Here is a 25,902-nt window from a genome sequence, read left to right on the forward strand (position 1 = left end):
AACTTGGTATCCGCCGGCGTTCGCCGTGACCAGCCCGTCAGCCCTCCACCCGGGCCACCTCGCGGGCGGCGTCGGGGCCGGAGTCGAGCAGAACGCGGAAGCCGTCCTCGTCGAGGATCGGCAGTTTCAGGGTGGCGGCCTTGTCTGCCTTGGAGCCGGGATTGTCGCCGACCACCACGAAACCGGTCTTCTTGGAGACCGAGCCGGTCACCTTGCCGCCCCGGGCCTGGATCGCCTCGGCCGCCTGGTCGCGACTGAACCCACTCAACGTGCCGGTGACCACCACTGTGACGCCGTCGAGCGGTCGCGGACCCTCGTCGGCGGCCTCCTCGGCCATCCGTACGCCCGCCTCGGCCCACTTGCGCACCACCTCGCGGTGCCAGTCGACGGCGAACCACTCCTTCAGGCTGGCCGCGATCGTCGGGCCGACGCCGTCCACCGAGGACAGTTCCTCCTCGCCCGCGGTCTCGATCGCCGCGATGGAGCGGAAGTGCCGGGCGAGCGCCTGCGCGGCGGTCGGGCCGACGTGCCGGATGGAGAGCGCCACCAGCACCCGCCACAGGTCGCGTTCCTTGGCCTCGGCGAGGTTGTCGAGCAGTTTGGTGGCGTTGCTGCCGAGGCTGCCGTCCTTGTTGACGAAGAACGGCGACCGGCTCAACTGCTCGGCGTCGAGCTGGAACAGGTCGCCCTCGTTGGTGATGATCTCGGCGTCCAGCAGCGCCGCCGCGCCCTTCTCGCCGAGCACCTCGATGTCGAGCACCTTGCGGCTGGCCAGGTAGAAGACCCGCTCGCGAATCTGGCCGGGGCAGGCCCGCCCGTTGGGGCAGCGGATGTCGACGTCGCTCTCCTTGGCCGGCGCGAGCGGTGTGCCGCAGGCCGGGCAGGTGGTCGGCATGACGAACGGGCGGGCGTCGGCCGGACGCAGCTCGACCACCGGGCCGAGCACCTCGGGGATCACGTCGCCGGCCTTGCGCAGCACCACCGTGTCGCCGATGAGCACGCCCTTGCGCTCGACCTCACGGGCGTTGTGCAGGGTCGCCAGCGCGACAGTGGAACCGGCCACCCGGACCGGTTCGAGGACGGCGAACGGGGTGACCCGGCCGGTGCGCCCGACGTTGACGTCGATGTCGAGCAGCTTGGTGTTGACCTCCTCGGGCGGGTATTTGAAGGCGATCGCCCAGCGGGGCGCCCGGCTGGTCGAGCCGAGACGGCCCTGGATGGAGACCGGGTCGACCTTGACCACCACGCCGTCGATCTCGTGCTCGACGTCGTGCCGGTGCTTGCCGTAGTAGGCGATGTATTCCGCCACTCCGGCCAGGTCGTCCACCACCTTCCACCTGTCACTGGTGGGCAGTCCCCACGCCTTGAGCGCCGCGTACGACTCGGACTGCGCGGCCGGGCGGTAGCCGGTGCGGGCGCCGATGCCGTGCACCACCAGGCGCAGCGGGCGGGAGGCGGTCACCCGTGGGTCCTTCTGCCGCAGGCTGCCGGCGGCGGCGTTGCGCGGGTTGGCGAACGGCGCCTTGCCCTGCTCGACCAGGCTCGCGTTCAGGTCGGCGAACGCGGCCACCGGGAAGTAGATCTCGCCGCGCACCTCCAGGAACTCCGGCACGTCGGGGAAGCCGTCGGCCGGGGTCAGCCGGGCCGGCACGCCCTTGATGCTGCGCACGTTGGCGGTGACGTCCTCGCCGGTGCGGCCGTCGCCCCGGGTGGCGGCGCGGACCAGCCGGCCCTTCTCGTAGGTCAGGTTGATGGCGAGCCCGTCGACCTTCAGCTCACACAGGTAGGGCACCGGGCCGCCCGCGTCACGCTCGACCCGGTCGGCCCAGGCGGCCAGCTCCTCGTCGGCGAAGGCGTTGTCGAGCGAGAGCATCCGCTCGGCGTGCGCGACCGGGGTGAAGTCGGTGGAGAAGGTGCCGCCGACCCGCTGGGTGGGCGAGTCGGGGGTGCGCAGCGCCGGGTATTCCGCCTCCAGCGCCTCCAGCTCCCGCAGCTGCCTGTCGAACTCCGCATCGGTGATGGTCGGCGCGTCCAGCACGTAGTAGCGGTATTGGTGCTCGGTCAGCTCCTGGCTGAGCGTGGCGTGCCGCTCCCGCGCGGCCGGGGTCGGCTCGGCCCCCGCCGCCGCCTCCTGGGCCGCGTCGGCCGCTGTGGGAACCACTTCTTCGGACACGCCGCCGCCTTCGGACACCGCTGTCGACCTCCCGTGTCGGTGCTACCCGAGAACCGTAGCGGTCGGGACTGACAGTCGTCCGGCCACCCGCGCCGAGCAGGGCGGACCGGCACGCGTCGCGCCACCCGGGCGGGGCGGCCCCCGGCGTGCGACGATCGCGTCGGCGGCACTGGGCGGCAACGGTCGGGAGGCGGGCGGCGGATGCGCGACGGGGTGATCTGGGCGCTGGTGATCGTGGCCTGTGTCGCGGCGGGCTGGTTGTGGAACGAGTGGCGCCGCCGGGCGGCCGAACGCGCCGCCGGGACACGTGGCCGGTCCGACGGGCGGCGGCCGGGCACCGGTCGTGGCAGCCGGACCGGCGGACCGGGCGGCGGTCGGACCGGCACCGACCGGCCCGGTGGTGGACGGCCCGGCGGCGCGCGTCGCGGCGACCGGGCCGGCGCCGGGTCACGTGGTGACCGCACCGCGGCGCCGCCGCGGCCACGTGCGGCCGGGCGGGCGGACCGGGACGAGCCCCGGCCCGGGGAGATCTGGTGGGCCGACGTGCCCTACGCCGACGGGACCGGCTCGAAGGTGCGCCCCTGCCTGGTGCTGCGGGTCGACGGCGGGGACGCCGAGGTATTGAAGATCACCAGCCAGGACAAGTCGGATCGGGACGACCACCTGCCGATCCCGACCCGGGACTGGGATCCGGACGCCGACCACGACAGCTTCCTCGACGTCAGCGAGCCGATCCCGGTGCCGCTCGACGCGTTCGCCGACCGGGCCGGCACCTGCGACCCGGACCTGTGGCGGGGTGTGCGCCGGCTGAGCCACCTCACCGGCTGAGCGAGCCGCCCCCGGCCCGGCCGCACCCGCGACGAACCCGGGCAAACCGCCGTGTCGGTCGACGACTGCCGGAACCCGGACCGGTTGCGCGCCACGCGGGCGATCCCCCCGATCGCCGCCGTGTCACCCCGCGCCGGGCGTATCCCCCTCGAACGCGGCGGCGAGCGCGGTGAGCTGGCCCGCGTACTCGATCCGGCCGGCCCATCCGGCAGGCCAGGCGGCCGTGCCGTACGCGGCCCCGACGAACGCGCCGGCCAGTGCGGCGATGGAGTCCGAGTCACCGGCGGTGGTGGCGCCCCGGGCCAGCGCGCCGACCGGGTCGTCGCTGTGGCGCAGCGCGCAGAGCAGCGCGGTGGCCAGCGCCTCCTCGGCGATCCAGCCCTCGCCGGTGAACCGGCACGGGTCGCCGCCGTCGTCCGGGCGGGCCAGCGCCGCCTCCAGCCGGCCCAGCACGTGCAGGCAGTCGTCCCAGCCCTGGGCGACGAACCCGGCCGCGCTGCTCTCGCCGGACCGCTGCCACAGGTCACCGAGCCAGTCGTCCCGGTAGACGGTGCGCTGCTCCCGGGCCCGCTCGGTGAGCAGGCCCGGCAGCTCCGGCAGCGCCGCGCCGTCGCGCAGCAGCCGGACCGCGTACGCGGTCAGCTCGCTGGCCGCCAGCCCGGTCGGGTGGCCGTGGGTGAGACCGGCCTGGAGCTGGGCCAGCCCGGCCATGGTGTCCAGGTCGACGTCGAGCAGCCCGACCGGGGTGACACGCATGTTCGCACCGCAGCCCTTCGAGCCCGCCACGGTGGCCTCCTGCCAGCGGGTGCCCCGGGCCAGTTCGGCGCAGGCCCGCAGGCAGGTCATGCCGGGGGCACGGTTGTTCTCCGGGCTGACCGACCAGTCGACGAAGCGCTGCCGCAGCAGCGGCTCCACCGCCCCGGCCGTGTACGCGGGCGCGTCGTGCAGCGCCCACGCCACGGCCAACGCCATCTGGGTGTCGTCGGTGACCAGGGCCGGATCGCCGGTCAGCTCGCGCGGACCGGCCGGGCCGTAGCGCCGGACGATCTCGGTGACGGTGAGGAACTCGGTGGGCTTGCCCAGGGCGTCGCCGTAGGCCAGGCCGAACAGCGAACCGGCGGCGCGGCCGGTGGCGGTGGAGGCGGTCACGCCGGTGATCATGCCTCCGCCGCGCAAGTCGCGGAAGATCAGTCCCAGCAGAGGCAGAACGGGTGGCCGGCCGGGTCGGCGTAGACCCGGAAGCCCTCCCCCTCGCCGGGCAGCCGCCGCGCGCCCAGCGCCAGCGCCGCCTTCTCGGCCGCCTCGATGTCGTCGACAGTCACGTCCAGGTGGAGCTGCTGCGGCCGGGCCGGGTCGGGCCAGTCGGGGGCGCGCAGGCCGGGCGCCTTCTGGAAGGCCACCCGCGGCTGGTGCCCGGGCGGGCCGCCGAGCACCACCCACTCGTCGCCGTCGGAGTTCTCCTCCACCACGGGCAGGCCGAGCAGCTCGGCGTAGAAGGCGGCGAGCGCACGCGGATCGGGGCAGTCGATCACTGTGGAACGCAGTCGTCCAATCATGCCGGTCATCGTGCCCGGCGGGTACGACGGAAAAACGTCAGTCCTCGGCGAGACGCCGGCCCGCGTCGCGGCAGGCGGTCAGCACCGCGCGGGCGTACCCCGGGGTGGCACCGGCCAGGCCGCACGCGGGGGTGACCACCACCTGCTCGGCCAGCCGGCGGCGGGGGAAGCCGAGCTGGTCCCAGACCCGGCGGACCCGGTCGGCGACCTCGGCCGACGTCGGCGCCCGGCCGGACGGCGGCGGCAGCGTCGGCGCGGCGCCGGCCAGCAGCCCGAGCCCGGCGTCGATCGCCTCGCCGAGCGGGTCGATCTGGGTGACCAGCGACAGGTCGAGGGCGACGCCCACCGCCCCGGCGGAGCGGATCAGCTCCAACGGCACGTCCGGCGCGCAGCAGTGCACGAGCGCGGGTACGCCGGCCGCCTCGATCACGTCACGCAGCAGCGCCCGAGCCACCTCCGTCTCGACCGGGCGGTGGGTGCCGAAGCCGCTCTCGGTGGGCACCCGGCCGGCCAGCACCGACGGCAGGGACGGCTCGTCGAGCTGGAGCAGCACCGAGGCGCGCGGCAGCCGCCGGGTCACCGCCTCGACGTGCCCGCGCAGCCCTTCACCGAGTGAGCCCGCGAGGTCGCGTACCGCGCCCGGGTCGCGCAGCATCCGGCCACCGATCGGCAGCTCCAGCGCGGCGGCCAGGGTGAACGGGCCGGCGGCCTGGACCTTCACCGGGCCGGCGTACTCCTCGGCCTGCTCGGCGAGCTGGTCGAGATCGCGTTCCATCAGGTCACGGGCGCGGCGCAGATCCCGGCCGGGGCGCGGGGCGATCCGCCAGCGGGCCGCGTACAACTCGACAGGCAGTTCGACCAGCAGGCCGGCGGTGCGGCCGACGAGGTCCGCGCCCGGCCCCCGGGCGGGCAGCTCGGGCAGGTGCGGGAGGGCGGGCAGCTCGCCGAGCACGATGCGCTGCGCCTCGGCGATGTCGGTGCCGGGCAGCGACCCGATCCCCGTCGCCGCACCGGTGGGCCAGGGCCACGCCTGCTCAGTCACCGCCGCAGCCTATCCGCTGCCCGTCGCCGGTCAGGCAGCGGTGATGGTGGCGGAGCCGAGCACCACGTCGCCGGCCGGGTCCGGCCGGTAGGCCACGATCGCCTGACCGGCGGCGACGCCCCGGACCGGGCGGCGCAGCGACGCGCGCAGGCCGCCGGCGTCCACCTCGACGGCGGCCGCCACCACGTCGCCGTGGGCCCGCAGCTGCACCTCGCACTCGACCGGCCCCTCCGGGCGCGGCCCGCCGGTCCACACCGGGCGGACGGCGCGCACGTCGGAGACCTCCAGCGCCTCGGCCGGGCCGACCGTCACCGTGTTCGTGGTCGGGGTGATCGACAGGACGTAGCGCGGCCGGCCGTCCGGCGCCGGGCGGTCCAGGTGCAGCCCGCGCCGCTGCCCGACGGTGTACTGGTAGGCGCCGCTGTGGCTGCCCACCACCGCGCCGGTGAGCGCGTCCACCACCTGCCCCGGGGCCTCGCCGAGGCGCTCGGCGAGGAAGCCTCGGGTGTCGCCGTCGGCGATGAAGCAGATGTCGTGCGAGTCGGGCTTGCCGGCCACGGCGAGGCCGCGCCGGGCGGCCTCCGCGCGCACGTCGGCCTTCGTCGAGTCGCCGAGCGGGAAGATCGACCGGTCGAGCTGCGCGCGGGTCAGCACCGCCAGCACGTACGACTGGTCCTTGGCGAGGTCGACGCTGCGCCGCAGCAGGCCGTCCGGGCCGAGCCGGGCGTGGTGGCCGGTCACCACCGCGTCGAAGCCCAGGGCGACCGCCCGGTCCAGCACCGCTGCGAACTTGATCTTCTCGTTGCAGCGCAGGCAGGGATTCGGGGTACGCCCGGCGGCGTACTCGGCCACGAAGTCGTCCACCACGTCCTCGTGGAACCGGTCGGCCATGTCCCAGACGTAGAACGGGATGCCGAGCACGTCGGCGGCCCGCCGGGCGTCCCGGGAGTCCTCAAGCGTGCAACAGCCCCGGGCGCCGGTGCGGTACGTCTGCGGGTTGCGGGCCAGCGCCAGGTGCACGCCCGTCACGTCGTGCCCGGCCTCCACCGCCCGTGCCGCCGCGACGGCGGAGTCCACCCCGCCCGACATCGCCGCCAGAACCCTCACCGGCCCACTCCCCTCGTCCTCACCGAGCGTATCCGGGTCAGCGGGGCGTACGCAGAGCGGCCGCGCGGCGGGCCCGTTCCACCGCGGCGGGCAGCGCGGCGATCAGCGCGTCCACGTCCGCGCCGGTGCTGGTGTGCCCGAGCGTGAAGCGCAGCGAGGACCGGGCCCGGTCGTCGTCGGCGCCCATCGCCAGCAGCACGTGCGAGGGCTGGGCCACGCCAGCCGAGCAGGCCGAGCCGGTCGAGCAGGCGATGCCCTGGGCGTCCAGCAGCAGCAGCAGCGCGTCGCCCTCGCAGCCCGGGAAGGAGAAGTGCGCGTTGCCGGGGAGCCGGTCGGCCGGGTCACCGTTGAAGATCACCTCGGGGACCGCCTGCCGCACCCGCTCGACCAGCTCGTCGCGGAGCGCGGCGACGCGTGCGGCGTACTCCTGCTGGCCTTTCACCGCGGCCTCGACGGCGACAGCGAACGCGACGATGCCGGCCGTGTCGAGCGTGCCGGAGCGCACGTCGCGCTCCTGGCCGCCGCCGTGCAGCAGCGGGGTGGCCGCCACGTCGCGGGCCAGCAGCAGCGCGCCCACGCCGGTCGGCCCGCCGAGCTTGTGCCCGGTCACGGTGAGCGCCGACACACCGCTGGCGGCGAAGTCGACAGGCACCTGCCCGACCGCCTGGATGGCGTCGGTGTGGAACGGCACACCGTGCTCGGCGGCGACGGCGGCCAGCGCGGCCACCGGCTGGACGGTGCCCACCTCGTTGTTCGCCCACATGGCGGTGACCACAGCGACGCGCTCGCCGTGCTCGGCCAGCTCGGCGCGCAGCCGTTCCGGATCGAGCCGCCCAGCGGCGTCGACCGGAAGCCGGCCGGCCCGCGCGCCCTCGTGCTCGACCAGCCAGTCCACCGCGTCCAGTACGGCGTGGTGCTCGACCGCGCTGGAGACCACCCGGACCCGCTCGGCCCGGTCGGCGCGACGGGCCCAGAAGATGCCCTTCACGGCGAGGTTGTCGCTCTCCGTACCGCCGCCGGTGAAGATCACCTCGGAGGGGCGGGCGCCCATCACGGCCGCCACCCGCTCACGGGACTCCTCCACCCGGCGCCGGGCCCGGCGTCCCGCCGCGTGCAGCGACGACGCGTTGCCGACCTCGCGGGCGACGGCGACGTACGCCTCGAGTGCCTCGTCCAGCATCGGGGTCGTCGCCGCGTGATCAAGGTATGCCATCACGGTTCAGCCTAACGGCCTGCGCACCCGGAGCCGGGGGCCGGACCGCCCCGTCCCACCCGGGGCGGTCCGGCCCGCTCACGCGGGAACGGCCACGATCACGCGGGAACGGCCGTGACCACGATGTTGTCCCGGTAGCTGCGGGTCTTCGCGTCGAACGGCCCGCCGCAGGTGATGAGCGTGAGGCGGGGCTTGCCGTCGCGGGCGAAGTACCGCTCCAGCGGGATCTTCGACTTCCGGTACTCCTCGCGGGCGACCACCCGGTAGGCGCGCTCGCGGCCGTCCGAGCCGGTGGCGGTGAGCTTGTCCCCCTGGTCCAGCTCACGCAGCCGGAAGAACGCCCCCTTGCCCTGCTCGGCGCTGTCCACGTGCCCGGCGATCACCACCGACCCGGCGCCGGCCTCCAGGCCCGGGCCGTAGCGGTACCAGCCGACCCGGTCCACGCTGGGCGGCACCTCGAACTCGTCGGTGCGCTCGTTGACGCCCACCGGGTTGACAGTGGCGGTGACCCGGATCGGCGGGATGCTCAGCTTCACCGGCGGCACGATCTCGTTGTCGGCGGGCAGCGTGCCCGGGTTCACCGGGACCGATCCGCCGCCGCTCGCCGCAGCGGCCGGTGTGGGTGTGGGCGTGGCGCCGGACAACGCTGTCACCTCGTCGCCACCGACGTCCTCGGCGCTGCCGGACCCGCACGCCACCACACCCGCCAGGGTGAGCGCGGCGGCGCCGGCGGCCATCGCCGCCAGCGCCCCGCGGTTGCGCACCGTCACCGGCGACCGGCCCGGGCGGTTGCCGCCACCCGCGCCGAGCCGCCGACCAGGAGCAGGACGCCGGCCCCGGCCAGCACGTACCACCAGGTGTCCACGCCGGTGCCGGCCTGACCGCCGGTGCCGCTGGGCACGCCGCCCGGCGCCGAGTGCAGGCCGTTGATGGTCTGGGCGACCACGCTCAGGTTCTTTGCCTCGGCCGAGCCGATCGCGTAGACGATGGTGGCGGTGCCCTCCTTCAGGTTCAGGTCGGCCGGGCCGATGGCGACGGTGTCGGTGCCGGCGAGCACCACGTCCGCCTTGACCGAGCCGGCGGCCACGTCCGCCTTGGCCTCCTTCGGGTTGGTCAGGTCCTCGAAGACCGGCGTGCCGCCGGCCCGCACGTCGACGGCCGGGGCGGCGGCGGTGTGCCGGACGATCAGCCGGGCCTTGCCGGCGCCCACCTTGGACACGTCGTTGACGAACGGGGTGATCCGCGGCTTGCCGTCGGCGCTCAGGTGCGCGGCGAGGCTGATGTTCGCCCCGCCCGGCACCTCGGCGTCGTCCACCTTCAGGATCGCCTTGTCGATCGCCTCACCCGGCTTGGTCAGGGCGATGTCGTACTCCCCCTCAGGCAGGGTGAGCGGGCCCGCGACGTCGCCGGGCTTGAAGTTGTCAAGCGTCTTCTCGCCGTTGACGTACACGTCGACAGGGGTGTCCGGGATGCCGTGGACCACGGAGACCTTCGACGAGGCGGCGTAGGCCGGGCTCATGGTGGCCGCGCCGACGCCGGCGAAGGTGAGGGCGGCCACCGCGCCGCCCGCGGCGACCCGACGGAACATCGCGTACTGCATTGTCTGCCTCCTGGTGGTTGATGCTGATTCGTCAGGCCTGGCTTGCAGAACGGGTTACGCCGGCTCCGTCGCACCCGGATGCGCCCGGATCGGATTTCTTTTTCCCGTCTCCGGGCGCATCCGCCGGACCCTCCGGCGACGAAGGAGAGGTGACGAGGGTCGTGACCGACACACCGGGAGAGTGGGGCGGGGGCTGTGGGAGTTACAGTCGGGCATGCCCCACGGAAGGCGAGCCGCCCGGTGACGGCGGCGAGGCAGGGCCCCGAACCGCCGGGCGAGGACGACCTCGCCGTCCGGTTCCGCGACGGCGACGAGGCCGCCCTGCGAGAGGCGTACGACAGGTTCGGCCGAGCGGTGCTGCACCTGGCCACCACGACGCTCGTGAACCGCAGCGACGCCGAGGACGTGACCCAGGCGACGTTCGTCGCCGCCTGGCTGGGCCGGGAGACGTTCGACCCGGCGAAGGGCTCACTGGTCGGCTGGCTGCTCGGGATCGGGCGGCGCAAGGTGGTCGACCGGATCCGGGCCGCGGCCCGGGAGACCCGGGTGGTCGAGACGGTGAAGCAACTGCCCGAGCCGGTCTCCACCGGCCCCGACCCGGACACCGTGGTCGACCGGCTGGTGGTCGCCGACGAGCTGGCCCGGCTCCCCGACGACCAGCGCCGGATGCTGGAGCTGGCGTTCTACGACGACCTGACACACCAGCAGATCGCGGCCGTGACCGGAGTGCCGCTCGGCACGGTGAAGAGTCACATCAGACGCGGCATGCAGAGCCTGAAACGCAGATGGGAGGTGGACGGTGCAGCACCTGGACCACGACCGGCTGGTCTTTCTGGCGCTCGGTGAGAGCGAGGCGGCTGACGGTGAGGCCACCCATCTGGACACCTGCGACCACTGCCGGGGCGAGATGGAGACGCTCCAGCACGTCGCCGGGCTCGGCGCGGGCACCCAGGGCCTGGCCGACCTGCCCGACCCGCCGGAGCACATCTGGCAGGGCATCGTCGCCGAGATCCGGGCCGCCGAGGAACTGCCGGCGCTGACCGACAGGCGCCTGCCGCGCCCGGCCGACCCGGTGGAGCGGGCCGCCGTACCCGCCGTCGCAGGTCGTTCGCGCCGCAGCCGGCGCTGGCCCGCCTGGGCGACCACAGCGGTCACCGCCACCGCCGCCGCGGTGATCGGCGTCGCCGGCACCGCAGCGGTGCTCGGCGGCGGCGGCGAGCAGGCCGATCCCCAGCCGCAGGTGGTGGCGAGCGCGCCGCTCGCGGCGTTCGGGTCGACGCCGAAGGACGCCTCCGGCGACGCCCGGGTGCTCGGCGACAACCGGTTGCATCTGCACGTCGCGAATCTCCCGAGCGTTCCGGGGTACTACGAGGTCTGGCTGATCGATCCGAAGACGATGGAGATGCTCTCCGTGGGTACGCTGAGCAACGGTTCGGGGGACGCTCTCCTGCCGATCCCCGGCAACATCGACCTGCGCACCTACACCGTCGTCGACATCAGCGCGGAGCAGTACGACAACAACGCCCGTCACTCCGGCGACAGCCTGCTGAGGGGCACCCTGACGGGCTGATCGGCGGGCCGGCTCAGCTCCCCGGCCCGCCGATCAGCTCCCCACGAGGAAAGGCCGCCGCCCGGTGATCCGGGCGGCGGCCTTCTCGCACGCGACGCTCACTTGCGCTTGCGGATCTCCTCGGCGGCCTGCGGGACGACCTTGAACAGGTCGCCGACCACGCCGTAGTCGGCCAGCTCGAAGATCGGCGCCTCGGCGTCCTTGTTCACCGCGACGATGGTCTTCGAGGTCTGCATGCCGGCCCGGTGCTGGATCGCGCCGGAGATGCCCAGCGCGACGTAGAGCTGCGGGGAGACCGTCTTGCCGGTCTGGCCGACCTGGAACTGGTGCGGGTAGTAGCCGGAGTCGACCGCGGCGCGGGACGCGCCGACCGCGCCACCGAGCAGGTCGGCCATCTCCTCGACCAGCTTGAAGTTGTCGGCGTTGCCGACACCGCGACCGCCGGAGACGACGACCGACGCCTCGGTCAGCTCGGGGCGGGAGCCCTTCTGCTCGGCGACCCGCTCGACGACCTTGGCGAGCTTGTCCGCGTCGGTGACCGACACGGTGAGCTGCTCGACCGCCGGGGTGGCCGCGGCCGGGGCCGGGTTGAGCGAGTTCGGCCGGACGGTGACCAGCGGCAGGCCCTTGGTGACCTTGGACTTGACGATGGTGGAGCCGGCGAACGCCACCTGGGTGGCGGTGCCGTCGGCGGCCAGGCCGACCACGTCGGTCAGGATGCCGTTGTCCAGCTTGACCGCGAGGCGGGCGGCGATCTCCTTGCCCTCCTGCGAGGAGGCGAGCAGCACGGCGGCCGGCTGGACGCGCTTGACCAGCTCGGCGACCACTGTGGCCTTGGGGGCCACCAGGTAGCCGTCGATCTCCTCACCCTCGGCGGCGTAGATCTTCTCCGCGCCGTACTCGCCCAGCTTGGCGCTCAGCGCCTCGGCGGCGCCGGCGCCACCGAGTACGACGGCGCTCGGGGTGCCCAGCTCGCGGGCGAGGGTGAGCATCTCCAGGGTGACCTTCTTGACGCCGAATTCCTTCGTGGCTTCGACGACGACGAGAACCTCAGACATGTCCCAGACCTCTCACACGAACTTCTCGGTGGCGAGGAACTCGACCAGCTTCACGCCGCCCTCGCCCTCGTCGGTGATCTTCTCGCCGCCGGAGCGCGGCGGGCGCTTGGAGTGCTCGACCACGGCGCTGGTGGCGCCGTCGAAGCCCACCTCGGCCGGGGCCACGCCCAGGTCGCCCAGGGAGAGCGTCTGCACCGGCTTCTTCTTGGCCGCCATGATGCCCTTGAACGACGGGTAGCGCGGCTCGTTGATGGTGTCCCAGACGGAGACCACGGCCGGGGTCGAGGCGGTGACCACCTCGTAGCCCTCCTCGGTCTGCCGCTCGACGGTCAGGTTCGCCCCGTCGACGGTGAGCTTGCGCGCGCCGGTCAGGGCGGCGACGCCCAGCCGCTCGGCGATCATGTGCGGCATGACCTGGACCCGGCCGTCGGTCGACTCGGCGCCGCAGATGACCAGGTCGGCGTTGAGCTGCCCGAGGGCGGCGGCCAGCACCTTCGAGGTGGCCACCGCGCAGGAGCCGTGCAGGGCGTCGTCGACGACGTGGACGGCCTTGTCCGGGCCCATGGAGAGCGCCTTGCGGATCGACTCGGTCGCCCGGTCCGGACCCATGGTCAGGATGGTGACCTCGCCGCCGTGCGCCTCCTTGATCTTCAACGCCTCCTCGATGGCGTACTCGTCCATCTCGTTGATGACGTTGTTCGCCGAACCGCGGTCGACGGTGTTGTCGTCAGAACGCAGGTTGCGGTCCGCGCCCGAATCGGGCACCTGCTTGACGAGTACGACGATGTTCATCGCGCTTCGACGACCCTCCTGTTTGGTGTAGCGATCACTCGCCCGGTCACGGGCGCAGCCTCCCGCGTGACGCAACGTGGGTCAACCGCGGGTTGCTGTGCACTTCCCCACGAGGCAATGTTACCCGCAAGTAGCATGCCCACCCCGGCGGCCCGGAGTGACGCAACTCACGACCGTCAGGCCGCCTCGCTCAGCGCCTGCCGGATCTTCTCGATCGCCGCCGCCTCGGCCGGCTCGATCCCCCGGTGCGCCAGTGCCACCCGCTCCGCCGCGGCCAGCACCACCGAGCGGTACGTCTCGACGTCGCCCGGCGACTTGGTGCGCAGGATCTCCACCGACCGGCCGAGCGCGGGCAGCACCACCGACTCGACCTCCAGGGCCGAGTCGCGGGGGATCTGCGGCAGCGGACCGGTGGTCAGCGCCTCCTTGACCACGCCCCCCACCTCGGCGAGCGCGCCCGAGGCGGCGAAGCTCTCCCGCACCATGGCCAGCACGCCGGGTACGGCGTTGGAGACCAGGAACACGGCCCCGAACGCACCGGTCTTCAGGGTGAGCCGCTCGTCCGCCGTCAACCGTTCCATGATCACGGAGTGTAGACGTACGGCGTGGAGGTGGTGACCGCAACGAGTCCGAGCCGCTCCAGGATGGGCCGGCTGTCCGGGGAGCAGTCCACCTGCAGGAGCGTCTTGCCACGCTGCTGCGCCAGCCGCGCCCGGTACGCCACCAGCGCCCGGTAGACGCCCTTCCGGCGCCACCGCGGCAGCGTCGAGCCGCCCCAGAGGCTGGCGAAGCCGGTGCCGCGCTGGTAGCGGACCCAGCCGGCGCTGACCACCGTCCCGCCCGCCTCCGCCACCACGATCGTGATCGACTGCGGGTCGGCCTCGATCTCCCGGGCCAGCCCGTACACCAGGTGACTGCGGTCGGACTGCCAGACCTCCTCCTCCATGGCGGCGATCCGCTCCAGGTCGGCCCGGCCGGTGACCTCGCGCAGGCGTACCCCCTCGGGGAGCACCGGGACGGCGGCGGCGAGCGGCGCGACCGGGCCGACCACCACCGTCTCCTGGCCCTCCGGCACGAAGCCGGCCGCGCGCAGCCGGTCGCCCAGGTCGGCCGGCTCGTCGTGACCGGCGAGCTTCCACTCGACCGACTCGCCCCGGGCCCGGAAGAACTCGACCTGCCGGGCGATCAGCGCGTCCAGCTCGGCACCGGCCAGGCCGTCGAGCGTCCGGTAGGTGAGGAAGCCACGGTGGTCCAGGCCGAGCACGCGGAACAGCGGGCCGTCCCGCTCCACCGTCACACCGTCCGGCAGCGGGTCCGGCAGCTCCGGTCGGATCTGGGCGTCGTAGGCGTCGCGCAGCCCGCGCGCGTCAAGATCGGTCATCCACCCAGGCTAGGCGCGGGGTAAAGCGGATAATCGGCAGCGTGTGGGAGTCGATCAAGAGCTGGTTCGACCAGGGTGAGCTGCGTTCGGTCGGCACCCCGCCGGACTACCGCTTCTCGCTGGCGAACGAACGGACGTTCCTGGCCTGGCTGCGGACGGGTCTCGCGCTGGTGGCGGGCGGGCTGGCCGCCGCGCAGTTCCTCCCGCCGCTGCGCCTGGCCCACCTGCGCGAGGCGCTCGCCGTCGCGCTGCTGCTGCTCGGCGCGACCGTCTCGATCCGGGCGGTCGACCACTGGGCACGCACCGAACGCGCCATGCGGCTGAACGAGGAGCTGCCCGCGTCCCGCTTCCCGGCCGTCCTGGCGCTCGTCGTCGCGGTCGGCGCGCTGGTGCTGGTGGCGGCCGTGCTGCTGGGCGGCGCGGGGTGACCCGCGACCCCGGCCTGCAACCCGAACGCACCCGGCTGGCCTGGCGGCGGACACTGCTCACGCTCACCGCGGTGCTGCTGCTCCAGCTCCGGCCGGCTTTCCACGGCCGGGCCGTGGACGCGGCACTGACCGGGGTCGCGGTGGTGATCTGGCTCGCCGTGCTGGTGGTGACGTGGCACCGGGCCACCGGCACCGGGCCACGCCGGCTCGACAGCTGGTCGGTGCCGCTGACCGCGCTCGGCGCGGCCGGACTCGCGGTGCTCGGCGTGGCGCATGTGCTCGGCGGGGTGCACTGACGTGTCCGGGTGAGCCATCATGGGGCATGCCCCGCCTCTTCGTGCTGCTGTTCCTGGCTCAGGTCGTCCTTGCCGTCGTCGCGCTGATCAGCTGCCTCTCCGCCGACGAGGAGAAGGTCAAGGCGCTGCCCCGGATGATCTGGGTGCTGATCATTCTCTTCTTCCCGCTGGTCGGCTCGATCGCCTGGTTCCTGGTGGGCCGCGAACGCCCGGCCGGGATCGCGGGCGTCGCCGGCACGGCCGGCACCCCCGCTCCGGCTCGCCGCCCGCTCGCCCCCGACGACGACCCGGAGTTCCTCGCCTCGCTCGCCGAGCGGTCCCGCCGCGAGGACGAGGAACGGCTGCGGCTGTGGGAGAAGGACCTGCGCCGCCGCGAGGAGGAGCTGCGCGGCCGCCCGGACGACAGGGACCGCCCCGAGGTCTGACACGCGCCGCGGGCCGCCCGCCGGTCACCCGGCCGACGGCCCGCACGCGTCGTGTTCAGGCCAGGTTCGACGAGCGGGGGTACGCGTCTGCCGGGTCGGTCAGCACGTTCACCAGGTACGGCACGCCCGAGTCGAACGCGCGCCCCAACGCGGGCCCGAGGTCGGTGGCCTTCTCCACCGTCTCGCCCGCGCCGCCGAGCGCCTCGACCACCTTGTCGTAGCGCAGCCCCGGCTGGAGGTCGGCGGCCACGTCGTAGCCGTACATCGCCCGCATCGGGTGCTTCTCCAGCCCCCAGATGCCGTTGTTGCCGACCACGATCACCACCGGCAGCTTCTGCCGGGCCAGCGACTCCACGTCCATCAGCGAGAAGCCGGCCGCGCCGTCGCCCATCAGCACGCAGATCTGCCGGTCCGGGTGGCTGACCCGGGCGCCCATGGCGTAGCCCATGCCGGTGCCGAGGCACCCGTACGGGCCGGGGTCGAGCCAGGTGCCGGGCTGGGCCGGCTCCAGGTACCTCCCGGCGTACGACACGAAGTCGCCGCCGTCCCCGATGGTGATGGCATCGGGCGCGAGCGCCTTGCGCAGCTCGCCGTAGATCCGGGCCGGCCGGATCGGGTCGGTCTCGGCCGCCATCTCCTCGGCGTCGCGGGCCTTCGCCGCGTCCTCGGCGGTCCGCAGCTCGGCGATCCAGTCGGCGTGGTCGGCCCGGTCACCGGCGTGGTCGGCGAACGCGCCGAGGACCAGCCGCAGGTCACCGGCCGGCGCGGCGGCCGGCTGGACGTGCCCGGCCCGCTGGCTGGGCGCGTCCACGACGTGCACGACCTGGGCGTCGCCGAAGTCGCCGAAGGAGAGCCGGAAGTCCAGCGGGGTGCCGATCACCACGACCACGTCGGCGCCCTTGAGCGCGACCCGGCGGGCCTTGGCGAAGGCGAGCGGGTGCTCCGGCGGCAGCGCGCCCCGGCCCATGCCGTTCGTGAACACCGGCACCCGCAGCGACTCGGCGGCGGCACGAAGCGCCTCGACCGCGTCGCCCGCGTACACGTCGGAGCCGGCGATGATCACCGGCCGGGACGCGCCGGCGATCAGACGGGCCGCCTTCGCCACCTCGTCCGGGTCCGGCTCGATCGGCGCCGGCGGCGTGACCGCCGGCAGGTCGGCGTCGCCGACGGAGAAGACCGCCTCCAGCGGAAAGTCCAGGAACACCGGGCCGCGGTGCGGGGTGAGCGCGGTGGTCAGTGCCGCCGAGACCGCGCGCGGGATGTCGTCGGCGCTGAACACCGTCTCGGCGTGCTTGGTGACCGGCGCGACCAGCGGCAGGTGGTCCATCTCCTGGAGGCTGCCCGAGCCCCAGCGGAACTGCGGGGCCCGGCCGCCGAGCACCAGCACCGGCGAGGCGTTGAAGAACGCGCTCGTCAGGCCGGAGACGCCGTTCGTGACGCCGGGGCCGGCGGTGAGCACGGCCAGGCCGGGGCGGCGCTGGAGCTTTGCCACCGCCTCGGCGGCGAACACGGCGGACTGCTCGTGCCGCACGTCGTAGAGGGGGAAGCCCGCCTTGTGCGCGGCGTCGTAGAGCGGGAAGACGTGCCCGCCGGAGAGCGTGAACATCTCCCGTACGCCGTGCGCGCGTAGTGCCGCGAGCGCCAGATCGCCGCCGTGGCCCTCGACCCGTTCCGTCATGCCATTCCCCTTCATCGACCGACCGGGGTCACGCTACTGGCCGGTAGCGCGGATGTGAACAGATCTCGCGTCAGCGGCCGGTGAAGCCCGGCTTGCGCTTCTCCACGAACGCGGCCATGCCCTCGCGCCGGTCGTCGGTGGCGAACAGCGCCGCGAAGAGCTGGCTCTCCCAGGCCAGGCCCGAGGTGAGGTCCATGTCCAGACCCGCGTCCACGGCCGCCTTCGCCGCGCGCAGCGCCTGCGCCGGCCCGGTCAGGAACGGCTTCACGTACGCCACCGCGGCGTCGTAGACCTCGGCGGCGGGCACCACCCGGTCGGCCAGGCCGATCCGCAGTGCCTCGGCGGCGTCGACCATCCGCCCGGTCATGATCAGGTCCTTGGCGCGGGCCGGGCCGACCAGGCGGGCCAGCCGCTGGGTGCCGCCGGCGCCCGGAATGATGCCGAGCTTGATCTCCGGCTGGCCGAGCTTGGCGTCCTCGGCGACGATCCGCCAGTCGCAGGCCAGCGCCAGCTCGCAGCCGCCGCCGAGCGCGTACCCGGTGATCGCGGCGACGACCGGCTTGGGGATGCGGGAGATCGCGCCGAGCGCGCTGGACAGGTCGGCGGCGCGCTCCGCCATGTCCACGTAGGACATGTCGGCCATCTCCTTGATGTCCGCACCGGCCGCGAAGACCTTCTCGCCGCCGTACACGATGACGGCGCGGACCTCGGCGTCGGCGGTGGCCGCGGCGGCGGCGGCGCGCAACTCCTCCTGCACCTGGGTGTTGAGCGCGTTCATCGGCGGCCGCTCCAGCCGGATGGTGCCGATGCCGTCCTTCACTTCCAGCCTGACGAACTCGCCCACGCTGCCCTCACTTCCTCGTCGAAGTCGCGTGCCAACCTTACGACTCGCCTCGTTGGGGTAGACAGTGTGGTGTCGGCGGCTCCCAGGTCGCCGCGCCGCAGTCGCCGCCGGCCCGCCACCGGGAGTGAGGCCATGATCACCTACTACGACGACCGTTCCGTCCAGGTCACCTCCACCGCGGTACGGGTGGACGGGCGCAGCTACCCGCTGGCCGAGCTGGCCACCGTGTGGCACCGGCAGGGCGACCGGTCCTGGCGGGTGCTCGCCGGCCGCGGCGCGATCGGCGCCGCGCTCGCCGGGCCGCTGGTGACCGCCGTGCTGGGCATCGGGCTGGCCGTGTGGCTGCAACGCTCGGCGGTGGTCACCATCGCCATCGTGGGCGTCTCGGTGCTGGTCGGCCTCGCCGTCGGGCCGCTCGCCGACTTCCTCTTCGAGCACCTGGACCGCTCCTACGCCCGGGGCAGCCGGGAGATGGAGATGTGGGCCCAGTGGCGGGGTCAGACGGTGCGGCTGCTGCACACCCGCGACGCGATGCGCTTCGGGCAGATCTACCGGGCGGTGCAGCGCGCCATGGAGAGCCTGCCCGCCGCGCCGGGTCGTCCCGCCTCCGGTCAGAACGTGATCGGTCCGTCCGGCAGCAGGCCGAGCCCGCGCAGCAGGCCGTAGGTGTCCTGCTCACCCCAGAACTGCACGATCCGGCCACCGGCCAGGCGGTACATCTTGCAGGCGCTCTGCACCGTGGTCGCCCCTGTCGCGTCCCGCCGGTACGTCTGCGCCAGCGACACCACCACCCGGTCCCCGGCCGCGAAGATCTCCCGGATCTCCTGGTCGAGCACTGTCAGGCCGGGTGAGGAGACGGCGGCCTCGGGATAGCGCCGGCCGCGTACCGCCGTGCCGGATCCGTAGATCTCCACGTCCTCGTCGACTACCTCGGCCAGTTCGGCGAGGTCCTTCGTGACGAAGGTGCGCAGGTAGCGCTTGACCACCTCGACGTTGCGCGCCTGCTCGTCGCCGCCGGTTCCGGCCCCGTTCCGGTCCGTCATGCCCAGCAGCCTACGGCGCACGCGTCGCCGGCATCGACACGCGCGGTTAGGCTGATTCATGGTCCTCTATTACCGGGACGACGCCGTGCAGGTCACCTCGGAGGCGATCCACGCGGGCGGGCAGGTCGTCGCGCTCGCCGACGTCACCTACGTCTGGCACGCGCGCGGCACCACCACACTCGCCGTCCGGGGACGGGTGCTGGGCCGGGGCGTGCTGGTCCTGCTGCTGTCGCTGCCACCACTGGTCGCCGTGGTCTGCGTGCTCTCGCTGGCCTGGTCCGCGCAGGACCGGGGCGAGTGGAAACTGGCCCTGATCATCCTGGCCGCGTTCGTGGTGGTGGGCCTGGCACTCACCCCGTTCCTGGAAGTGCCGCTCGGCTGGCTGGACCGCTCCTACGAACGCGGCAACCGGGTGCACGAACTCTGGGTGCAGCACCACGGCCGGGAGACGATGCTGGTCCGTACGCCGGACGCGCTGCGGTTCGGGCAGATCTACCGGGCCGTGCAACGCGCCGTGGAGCAGCAGACCGACAGCAGATAGACGGCGTCGGTCAGGCCAGCGGCAGCGTGGTCGCCATCGGCCAGGCCAGCACCACCGCCCCGACCAGCGGCGGCAGCCACCACGGCGCCGCCCGTCGCCGCAGCACCGCGGCCCAGGCCGCCTGCCAGGCCACCAGCGCCGCGAACAGCGGCACCACCAGCAGCACGAACCCGGGCGCCAGTCCGAGCACCGCCGCGACGGCCAGCACCAGCACGGCGATCCCGCCGGTGGCCGCGTAGCGGACGCCGTCGCCGTCGGCGAGCCGCTGCGCACCGAGCAGGAAGACCAGGCAGCAGAGCGTCACCAGCGGCAGCAGCCACCACCGGGCCCCGACCGGCACGGACGAGGTGAGACCGAGGTGAATCGGCAACGCGACGGCGAGCACCGCGTACCCGAGGAGCACGACGGCGACCACGGCGATTCTTGCGGCGCTCGCGTCCGCCGGTCGCCGCGCGACGGGCCGTGCGGGGCGCACGAGGTGCCGCGCGCCAGCCAGCAGCACGCCGGTGAGCAGCAGGAACACCGCGACGTATCCGCCAACGGCGAGCGGCAGCCGAGCGGTCGGCAGGAGCGCGGCCAGCACCGCGGCCAGCCCGGCCGCCGCCACCGTCGCGGCGAGCCACCGGCCGGTGTCCGGGCCGTCACCCGCACCGGCGCGCGGACCGCCGGCACCCGCCCCGGTCCGGCGCGGCAGCAGCGCCGCCAGCGGCACGAAGCCCAGCGCGAGCCCGGCCAGCAGCAGGGCTGCGGCACCCGGCCGGGTCGTCGGGGCCGGCGGCGGACCGCCGGTACGACGCGGAAGCGCGTCCAGCACCGCGACGTGGGTACGCGGCGCGAACAGCACCGACACGTGCTCGGTGCCGGGTGCCACCACCCGCGTGCGGGTGCCCGGTGGCGCGTCCCGCGTCGCCTCGTCGACCGCCTGGCGGAACCCGGCGAACTCCAGCCCGCCCACCACGAGCATCAGCCTCCCCGGCCACCCGGCCGGCACGTCGCCGCCGTCGGGCAGCGAGATCGCCACGGTCCGGTCGATCTCCGGATGCGCCACCGCGTACCGGGTGACCGCACCGGCGCCCATCGAGTGCCCGACCAGGACGATCCGGTCCGGGTCGACGCCGGGACGCCCGCGCAGCCACGCGACGGCGACGTCCAGGTCGTGCCGCAGCAGCGCCCGGGTGCGTTCGTCGTCCCGCCCGGCGCCCGGCAGCCGGGATCGGCTGGCGCCGTGGCCGGCGAAGTCGAGCAGCACCGCGATCCCGCCCTGGCGGGCCACCGAGTCGGCGATCGGCCGCATCAGCCGGGCGGACCCGGCGAAGCCGTGCGCGATCACCACCCCGGGCCGCCGGTCACCGCCCACCCCGTCCGCCCGGACCTCGGTCAGCGGCACCCCGGCCACCGTCGCCCGCCCGGTGCTCAGGCCGGCGTCGGCGCGGGCCAGGAGCAGCGCGCCGAGGAGGACGGCGAGCAGCGCGACCACGCCGCAGGCGAGCAGTCGCCGCGACGCCGGGCCGGGGGTGGGCATGCCGGCACCCTACGCTCCGCCGAGGGTCCGGCGTGACCTTCGCCGCCTCGCCGCCGCCGGGCGGCACTGGCCCCGACGCCGCACACTGGATGCCATGGCGATCCCTCTTCCCCGGCCCGGCGCCGTGCTCGGCCTCACCCGTACCGCAGTGGACCAGGCGCTCGGCTCGGCCGGCGCGTTCGCGGCGGTGCCCGCCCGCGCGTTCGCCGTGCTCGACGAGGTGGAGGCGCTGCTGCGGCGGATCAACGGGGTGGTGGACCGGATCGAGGGCACGCTCGACCGCACCGACCGGGTGCTCACCGACGCCGAGACGGCGGTCCGCGAGGTGGCGGTGATCAGCGCCGCCGCCACCGCGGCGATCGACACGGCGACCGAGGTGGCCGCCGCCGCGACTGTCGTGGTCGGCGAGGCGCAGCGGGTCTCCGAGGCGGCGGCCACAGTGGTCGGCGAGGCCGACCGGGTGGCCCGCAGCGCGGCCGGTGTGGTGACCGAGGCGGAGACGGTGACCGCGCGGGCGGCGGGCACCCTCGCCACCGCCGAGAAGGCGACCGGCGTCGCGAACGAGCTGCTGTCCGCGTACGAGGCGACGCTGCGCCGGGCCGCGCCGATGGCGGCGCGTTTCGTGGAGCAGCTCAGCCCGGAGGAGGTCACCGCCGCGATCCGGCTCGTCGACGAGCTGCCGAAGCTCAAGCAGCACCTGACCTCGGACGTGCTGCCGATCCTGGCCACGCTCGACCGGGTCGGCCCGGACCTGCACGACCTGCTGGACGTCACACGCGACCTCAAGCTCGCGGTCGCCGGCATCCCCGGGCTCGGCATGCTGCGCCGTCGCGGCGAGCGCCGCACCGACGAGGTGTAAGGAAGGGCCCCTTCTTAACGCCTCCGGTAGAGGAAGGGACCCTTCTTAACACTCGCCGAACAGCTCGTCGATCTCCGCGCGGTGCGGCAGCGCCACCGAGGCGCCGAGCTTGCGTACGCACGCCGCACCGGCGGCCGCCGCCCAGCGCACCGCGTCGGCCAGGTCCCGCCCCTCGCCCCAGGCCACCGCGAGCGCGGCGGTGAACGCGTCCCCGGCGGCTGTCGAGTCGACCACGTCCACCGGCACCGCCGGCACGTGTGTCGCCGGCTGGTCCCGGTCGACGTACCAGGCGCCGTCGCCGCCGAGCGTCAGCACCGCCCGGGGCACCAGGTCCAGCAGCGCCGCCGGCTCGTCCCGGCCCCGGCCGGTCAGCGCCTGCGCCTCCGGCTCGTTCACCACGAGCAGGTCGGTGGCCGCCAGCAGCTCGGCCGGCACCGGCCGGGCCGGCGCGGCGTTCAGCACCACCCGGGTGCCCGCCGACCGGGCCGCCAGCGCCGCCTCGGTCACCGTCTCGACCGGCACCTCCAGCTGCGCGACAAGCACGTCGGCGTCGCGTACGGCGGACAGCTCGTCGGCGGACAGCGACGTGAACGCGGCGTTCGCCCCCGGGGTGACCAGGATGGCGTTCTCCCCCGCGCCGCCGACCATGACCAGCGCGACGCCGGACGGGCCGTAGACCACCCGCAGGTGGCCGGTGTCCACGCCGGCGGCTGTCATCCGGGCCCGCAGCGTCACCCCGAACGAGTCCGAGCCGATCGCGCCGAGGAAGACGCATGACGCGCCGGCGCGTACCGCCGCGACCGCCTGGTTGGCGCCCTTGCCGCCGGGCAGCATGACGAAGTCGTCGCCCAGCACGGTCTCGCCGGGCCGGGGCAGCGCGGCGCCGATGCCGACGAGGTCCATGTTGGCGCTGCCGACGACGGCGACCCGGGTCTGCGGCACTGTTTCGTCCCGTCGCTCAGGCGGCGCGGGCGGCCCAGCGGTCGCCGGACCGCGTGACCACCAGCGGCAGGCCGAACGTCTTCGACAGGTTGTCGGCGGTGAGCACGTCGGCGAGCAGGCCCTGCGCCACCACGCCGCCCTCGCGCAGCAGCAGCGCGTGGGTGAAGCCGGGCGGGATCTCCTCGACGTGGTGGGTGACCAGCACCATTGTCGGCGCGTCCGGGTCGTACGCCAGCTCGGCCAGCCGGGCCACCAGGTCCTCGCGCCCACCCAGGTCGAGCCCGGCGGCGGGCTCGTCGAGCAGCAGCAGCTCCGGGTCGGTCATCAGCGCGCGGGCGATCTGCGTCCGCTTGCGCTCGCCCTCGGACAGCGTGCCGTACACGCGGCCGGTGAGGTGGCCGACGCCGAGCTGGTGCAGCAACGCGGCGGCGCGGGCCTCGTCGGTGCGGTCGTAGCTCTCCCGCCAGCGGCCGACCACCGACCAGGCGGCGGTCACCACCACGTCGACGACCCGCTCCTCGGCGGGGATCCGCTCGGCGAGCGTCGCCGTGGACAGGCCGATGCGGGTACGCAGCTCGTTGACGTCGGTACGGCCGATGCGCTCGCCGAGCACGTGCGCGACGCCGCTGGTCGGGTGCAGCCGCCCGGCGGCCAGATTGAGCAGCGTCGTCTTGCCCGCGCCGTTCGGACCGAGCACCACCCACCGTTCGTCCAGCTCGACCTGCCAGTCGACGTCGTGCACCAGCGCCGTGCCGGAACGCTTGACGCCGACCCCGTCGAGGCTGACCACCAGATCCGCGTCCACGGTCGAGGGGGCGAGGGCGCCCGGGGCGCCGGGGATCAGGTCACCAGTCACCGCTCCATCCAATCACGCACCCGGCCCGGCGCCCCCCACGGGCGGCGCCGCCGCCATAGGGTGGGGCGCCGTGTCGTTGGTCACCGCTTCCGGAAGGACACCCATGACCGACCGCTGCCGGGAGGAGCGCGGATGAGCCCGGTCATCGAGATCGCCGGTCTACGCAAGACGTTCCACACGCTGCGTCAGGGCCGCCGGATCGCCGTCGACGACTTCGACATGCTGGTCGAGGCGGGTCAGGTGCACGGCTTCCTGGGGCCGAACGGGTCCGGGAAGACCACCACGCTGCGCGCGCTGCTGGGGTTGGTCCGGCCGGACGCCGGGCGGATGCGCGTGCTGGGCGCCGAGTCACCCGAGCGCCTGCCGGACGTGTCCGGGCGGGTCGGCGCGATCGTGGAGAGCCCGCAGTTCTTCGCCAACTTCACCGCGCGCCGGACGCTGCGGCTGCTGGCGCTGGCCGGGGGTGTGCCGACCATCCGGGTGGACGAGGTGCTGGAGCAGGTCGGGCTGCGCGAGCGGGGCGACGAGCGGGTCAAGGGCTACTCGCTGGGCATGAAGCAGCGGCTGGCGGTCGCGTCGGCCCTGCTGAAGAGCCCGGAACTGCTGATCCTTGACGAACCGGCGAACGGGCTGGACCCGGCCGGGATCCGGGAGATGCGCGACCTGACCCGGTCGCTGGCCGAGGCCGGGGTGACGGTGCTGCTGTCCAGCCACATCCTCGCCGAGATCCAGCTGATCTGCGACCACGTGACGATCGTGAGCCGGGGACGGCGGGTCGCGTACGGGCCGGTGGCGCACGTGCTGGCCGGCTTCGACAAGCACCAGTGGCGGGTACGGGTGGCCGCCCCGGAGCAGGCCGGGCAGGTGCTGGGCCGGGCTGGCCTGTCGGTGTCCGTCGAGCCGGACCACCTGGTGGTGACCGGTGTGGTGGATCCGGAGACGATCAGCCGGACGCTCGGCGAGCAGGGCGTGTGGGTACGCGAGCTGGTCCCGCTGCGGCCGGACCTGGAGAGCGTCTTCCTGGAGCTGACCGGCGGCGACGAACACGTGGCGGTGCCACGGCAGGTCGACGGCGCGCCACCGCGCGACGGAGTGATCGATCTCGACGTCCGGGAGATCCGGGAGGTGGACGCGTGAACCTGGTCCGGGCCGAGCTGGAGCGGCTGGCCGCCCGGCGTTTCGTGCAGCTCATGGTGGTGCTGCTGGGTGTCGCCTTCGCGGTGACCGTGGTGACCACGCTCGCCGGTTCGCACCGGCCGAGCCCGGCGGAGCTGAGCCGGGCCCAGGCGCAGGCGGCGGAGAGCGTCCGCCAGATGGAGATGACGTACGACCGCTGCCTGCGAATCCGGGAGGGCTCGCTCCCGCCGAGCGAGAACGACTACCTGCCGCGCGACTGCGCCCAGATCGACCCGGCGCAGATCGAGGAGCTGCCGAGCGCGGCCGACTACCTCAGCGGCGTCTTCGTCTTCGCCAAGGAGGCCGAGCCGCTGCTCTACTTCCTGATCGCGTTCCTGACCCTGTTCGGGTTCCTGGTCGGCGCCTCCTACATCGGGGCCGACCTGACCTCGGGCGGGGTGGTCAACCTGCTGCTGTGGCGGCCCCGGCGGCAGACGGTGCTCGCCACAAAGCTCGGCACGCTGCTGGGCGGCCTGCTCGGCCTGTCGGTGCTGGCGTCGGTGGCGTACCTCGGGGCGTTCTGGTTGATCGGCCAGGCCTCCGGGCTGGTCGGGCGTACCAGCGGCGACTTCTGGCCGTCGCTCGCCGCGATCTGGGTACGCGGGCTGGTGCTGGTGCTGCTCGCCGCGGCGCTCGGGTTCGCCGTGGCCACGCTGGGCCGGCACACCTCGGCGGCGCTCGGCACGGTGGCCGCGTACGTGGTGGTGTGGGAGCTGGGGGCGAGGCTGGTGTTCCAGATCCTTCAGGTGGGCCGGCCGGACCGGTACATGCTGTCCAGCTATCTGACGGCGTGGCTGTCCGGTGAGGTGCGGCTCTGGGACAACAACTCCTGCGGTCCCGGGATCTCCGGCTACTGCGACGGTTCCTACACGCTGACCTGGCCGTCAGGGCTGGTGGTGCTGCTCGGGCTCACCGGCGCGCTGGTGACGGCGGCGTTCACCGTGTTCCGCCGCCGCGACCTGATCTGACAGA

The 25,902-nt window shown here is 74.1% G+C and carries 29 protein-coding genes; 11 read left to right on the top strand and 18 right to left on the bottom strand.

Annotation, left to right across the window (positions count from 1 at the left end; genetic code table 11):
• Positions 1–37: 37 nt before the first annotated feature.
• Positions 38–2,191, bottom strand: coding sequence for an NAD-dependent DNA ligase LigA (ligA, locus tag ACGFIA_RS02535; protein ID WP_357467089.1), 2,154 nt, complete (start codon positions 2,189–2,191; stop codon positions 38–40).
• 183 nt (positions 2,192–2,374) lie between these two features.
• On the opposite strand from ligA, the gene ACGFIA_RS02540 reads away from it, so the two are divergent.
• A complete protein-coding gene (locus ACGFIA_RS02540; protein ID WP_357467086.1) occupies positions 2,375–3,001 on the top strand; it encodes a type II toxin-antitoxin system PemK/MazF family toxin in 627 nt (208 codons plus the stop codon).
• A gap of 123 nt (positions 3,002–3,124) precedes the next feature.
• On the opposite strand, the gene ACGFIA_RS02545 is transcribed toward ACGFIA_RS02540, so the two are convergent.
• The 7 genes from ACGFIA_RS02545 to ACGFIA_RS02575 all read right to left on the bottom strand — a co-directional run bounded on the left by ACGFIA_RS02545 (position 3,125) and on the right by ACGFIA_RS02575 (position 9,519).
• Positions 3,125–4,162 (bottom strand): ADP-ribosylglycohydrolase family protein, encoded by a 1,038-nt coding sequence (locus ACGFIA_RS02545; protein WP_357388243.1) that lies wholly within the window; start codon positions 4,160–4,162, stop codon positions 3,125–3,127.
• 26 nt (positions 4,163–4,188) lie between these two features.
• The gene (locus tag ACGFIA_RS02550) at positions 4,189–4,557 is read right to left on the bottom strand and encodes a VOC family protein (protein WP_210898758.1); all 369 of its coding nucleotides are present in this window, start codon (positions 4,555–4,557) and stop codon (positions 4,189–4,191) included.
• A gap of 37 nt (positions 4,558–4,594) precedes the next feature.
• Positions 4,595–5,599 (bottom strand): methionine synthase, encoded by a 1,005-nt coding sequence (locus ACGFIA_RS02555; RefSeq protein WP_357467081.1) that lies wholly within the window; start codon positions 5,597–5,599, stop codon positions 4,595–4,597.
• A 30-nt stretch (positions 5,600–5,629) separates the two neighbouring features.
• Positions 5,630–6,706 (bottom strand): tRNA 2-thiouridine(34) synthase MnmA, encoded by a 1,077-nt coding sequence (mnmA, locus tag ACGFIA_RS02560; protein ID WP_393258055.1) that lies wholly within the window; start codon positions 6,704–6,706, stop codon positions 5,630–5,632.
• Between the two features lie 37 nt (positions 6,707–6,743).
• Positions 6,744–7,919, bottom strand: coding sequence for a cysteine desulfurase family protein (locus ACGFIA_RS02565; RefSeq protein WP_393258059.1), 1,176 nt, complete (start codon positions 7,917–7,919; stop codon positions 6,744–6,746).
• Between the two features lie 98 nt (positions 7,920–8,017).
• Complete coding sequence (locus tag ACGFIA_RS02570) at positions 8,018–8,689, bottom strand: class F sortase (RefSeq protein ID WP_357388251.1); 672 nt, start codon at positions 8,687–8,689, stop codon at positions 8,018–8,020.
• Positions 8,686–9,519, bottom strand: coding sequence for a DUF4397 domain-containing protein (locus tag ACGFIA_RS02575; RefSeq protein WP_357388253.1), 834 nt, complete (start codon positions 9,517–9,519; stop codon positions 8,686–8,688). Before ACGFIA_RS02575 ends, ACGFIA_RS02570 begins: the two co-directional genes overlap by 4 nt.
• A gap of 240 nt (positions 9,520–9,759) precedes the next feature.
• Here ACGFIA_RS02575 and ACGFIA_RS02580 point away from each other — a divergent pair, with 240 nt between their 5' ends.
• Positions 9,760–10,365, top strand: a complete 606-nt coding sequence (locus ACGFIA_RS02580; RefSeq protein ID WP_357388255.1) for a sigma-70 family RNA polymerase sigma factor — start codon at positions 9,760–9,762, stop codon at positions 10,363–10,365.
• Entirely contained in the window at positions 10,319–11,089 is a 771-nt protein-coding gene (locus ACGFIA_RS02585; RefSeq protein WP_357388257.1) for an anti-sigma factor, read from the top strand. Before ACGFIA_RS02580 ends, ACGFIA_RS02585 begins: the two co-directional genes overlap by 47 nt.
• A 98-nt stretch (positions 11,090–11,187) precedes the next feature.
• Here ACGFIA_RS02585 and ACGFIA_RS02590 read toward each other — a convergent pair whose 3' ends face one another.
• The 4 genes from ACGFIA_RS02590 to ACGFIA_RS02605 form a co-directional block, all read right to left on the bottom strand.
• The gene (locus ACGFIA_RS02590; protein ID WP_013474293.1) at positions 11,188–12,147 is read right to left on the bottom strand and encodes an electron transfer flavoprotein subunit alpha/FixB family protein; all 960 of its coding nucleotides are present in this window, start codon (positions 12,145–12,147) and stop codon (positions 11,188–11,190) included.
• A 12-nt stretch (positions 12,148–12,159) separates the two neighbouring features.
• Positions 12,160–12,939: an electron transfer flavoprotein subunit beta/FixA family protein gene (locus ACGFIA_RS02595; RefSeq protein WP_120571331.1), complete on the bottom strand. Its 780-nt coding sequence runs from the start codon at positions 12,937–12,939 to the stop codon at positions 12,160–12,162.
• A gap of 176 nt (positions 12,940–13,115) precedes the next feature.
• Positions 13,116–13,520, bottom strand: coding sequence for a hypothetical protein (locus tag ACGFIA_RS02600; RefSeq protein WP_357388260.1), 405 nt, complete (start codon positions 13,518–13,520; stop codon positions 13,116–13,118).
• Positions 13,521–13,522: 2 nt separating this feature from the next.
• The gene (locus ACGFIA_RS02605) at positions 13,523–14,320 is read right to left on the bottom strand and encodes a GNAT family N-acetyltransferase (RefSeq protein ID WP_357388262.1); all 798 of its coding nucleotides are present in this window, start codon (positions 14,318–14,320) and stop codon (positions 13,523–13,525) included.
• A 41-nt stretch (positions 14,321–14,361) separates the two neighbouring features.
• Here ACGFIA_RS02605 and ACGFIA_RS02610 point away from each other — a divergent pair, with 41 nt between their 5' ends.
• Genes ACGFIA_RS02610 through ACGFIA_RS02620 form a run of 3 tightly spaced genes read left to right on the top strand, consistent with a single transcriptional unit; the run spans position 14,362 to position 15,469 of the window.
• Positions 14,362–14,748, top strand: a complete 387-nt coding sequence (locus ACGFIA_RS02610; RefSeq protein ID WP_357388264.1) for a DUF202 domain-containing protein — start codon at positions 14,362–14,364, stop codon at positions 14,746–14,748.
• Positions 14,745–15,044 carry a DUF202 domain-containing protein gene (locus ACGFIA_RS02615; protein ID WP_357388266.1) on the top strand — a complete coding sequence of 100 codons (300 nt, stop codon included), beginning with the start codon at positions 14,745–14,747 and terminating at the stop codon, positions 15,042–15,044. Before ACGFIA_RS02610 ends, ACGFIA_RS02615 begins: the two co-directional genes overlap by 4 nt.
• A 26-nt stretch (positions 15,045–15,070) precedes the next feature.
• Complete coding sequence (locus ACGFIA_RS02620; RefSeq protein WP_357467066.1) at positions 15,071–15,469, top strand: PLD nuclease N-terminal domain-containing protein; 399 nt, start codon at positions 15,071–15,073, stop codon at positions 15,467–15,469.
• Between the two features lie 55 nt (positions 15,470–15,524).
• Here ACGFIA_RS02620 and ACGFIA_RS02625 read toward each other — a convergent pair whose 3' ends face one another.
• The gene (locus tag ACGFIA_RS02625; RefSeq protein WP_357388270.1) at positions 15,525–17,147 is read right to left on the bottom strand and encodes an acetolactate synthase; all 1,623 of its coding nucleotides are present in this window, start codon (positions 17,145–17,147) and stop codon (positions 15,525–15,527) included.
• Positions 17,148–17,217: 70 nt separating this feature from the next.
• Positions 17,218–17,991, bottom strand: coding sequence for an enoyl-CoA hydratase-related protein (locus ACGFIA_RS02630; RefSeq protein ID WP_357467056.1), 774 nt, complete (start codon positions 17,989–17,991; stop codon positions 17,218–17,220).
• 132 nt (positions 17,992–18,123) lie between these two features.
• Between ACGFIA_RS02630 and ACGFIA_RS02635 the strand changes: the two genes are divergently transcribed.
• Positions 18,124–18,657, top strand: coding sequence for a DUF6232 family protein (locus tag ACGFIA_RS02635; RefSeq protein ID WP_357388274.1), 534 nt, complete (start codon positions 18,124–18,126; stop codon positions 18,655–18,657).
• On the opposite strand, the gene ACGFIA_RS02640 is transcribed toward ACGFIA_RS02635, so the two are convergent.
• Positions 18,603–19,034 (bottom strand): nuclear transport factor 2 family protein, encoded by a 432-nt coding sequence (locus tag ACGFIA_RS02640; protein WP_357388276.1) that lies wholly within the window; start codon positions 19,032–19,034, stop codon positions 18,603–18,605. The genes ACGFIA_RS02635 and ACGFIA_RS02640 overlap by 55 nt on opposite strands.
• 58 nt (positions 19,035–19,092) lie before the next feature.
• Here ACGFIA_RS02640 and ACGFIA_RS02645 point away from each other — a divergent pair, with 58 nt between their 5' ends.
• Positions 19,093–19,575 carry a DUF6232 family protein gene (locus tag ACGFIA_RS02645; RefSeq protein WP_357388278.1) on the top strand — a complete coding sequence of 161 codons (483 nt, stop codon included), beginning with the start codon at positions 19,093–19,095 and terminating at the stop codon, positions 19,573–19,575.
• Between the two features lie 10 nt (positions 19,576–19,585).
• Here the strand turns inward: ACGFIA_RS02645 and ACGFIA_RS02650 are convergent, their stop codons facing one another.
• Positions 19,586–21,097 carry a dienelactone hydrolase family protein gene (locus tag ACGFIA_RS02650; protein ID WP_393258072.1) on the bottom strand — a complete coding sequence of 504 codons (1,512 nt, stop codon included), beginning with the start codon at positions 21,095–21,097 and terminating at the stop codon, positions 19,586–19,588.
• Positions 21,098–21,191: 94 nt separating this feature from the next.
• On the opposite strand from ACGFIA_RS02650, the gene ACGFIA_RS02655 reads away from it, so the two are divergent.
• Positions 21,192–21,956 carry a hypothetical protein gene (locus ACGFIA_RS02655; RefSeq protein WP_357388282.1) on the top strand — a complete coding sequence of 255 codons (765 nt, stop codon included), beginning with the start codon at positions 21,192–21,194 and terminating at the stop codon, positions 21,954–21,956.
• 45 nt (positions 21,957–22,001) lie between these two features.
• On the opposite strand, the gene ACGFIA_RS02660 is transcribed toward ACGFIA_RS02655, so the two are convergent.
• Positions 22,002–22,898 carry a ribokinase gene (locus tag ACGFIA_RS02660; protein WP_357467048.1) on the bottom strand — a complete coding sequence of 299 codons (897 nt, stop codon included), beginning with the start codon at positions 22,896–22,898 and terminating at the stop codon, positions 22,002–22,004.
• Between the two features lie 16 nt (positions 22,899–22,914).
• Entirely contained in the window at positions 22,915–23,754 is an 840-nt protein-coding gene (locus ACGFIA_RS02665) for an ABC transporter ATP-binding protein (protein WP_393258077.1), read from the bottom strand.
• A 132-nt stretch (positions 23,755–23,886) separates the two neighbouring features.
• Between ACGFIA_RS02665 and ACGFIA_RS02670 the strand changes: the two genes are divergently transcribed.
• Together ACGFIA_RS02670 and ACGFIA_RS02675 are read left to right on the top strand one after the other, a co-directional pair.
• Positions 23,887–24,891 (top strand): ATP-binding cassette domain-containing protein, encoded by a 1,005-nt coding sequence (locus tag ACGFIA_RS02670; RefSeq protein ID WP_357390236.1) that lies wholly within the window; start codon positions 23,887–23,889, stop codon positions 24,889–24,891.
• Positions 24,888–25,898 (top strand): ABC transporter permease subunit, encoded by a 1,011-nt coding sequence (locus ACGFIA_RS02675; RefSeq protein WP_357390238.1) that lies wholly within the window; start codon positions 24,888–24,890, stop codon positions 25,896–25,898. Before ACGFIA_RS02670 ends, ACGFIA_RS02675 begins: the two co-directional genes overlap by 4 nt.
• Positions 25,899–25,902 lie beyond the last annotated feature (4 nt).

The sequence above is a fragment of the Micromonospora sp. NPDC049203 genome (assembly GCF_043197215.1).
Classification (GTDB): Bacteria; Actinomycetota; Actinomycetes; order Mycobacteriales; family Micromonosporaceae; genus Micromonospora.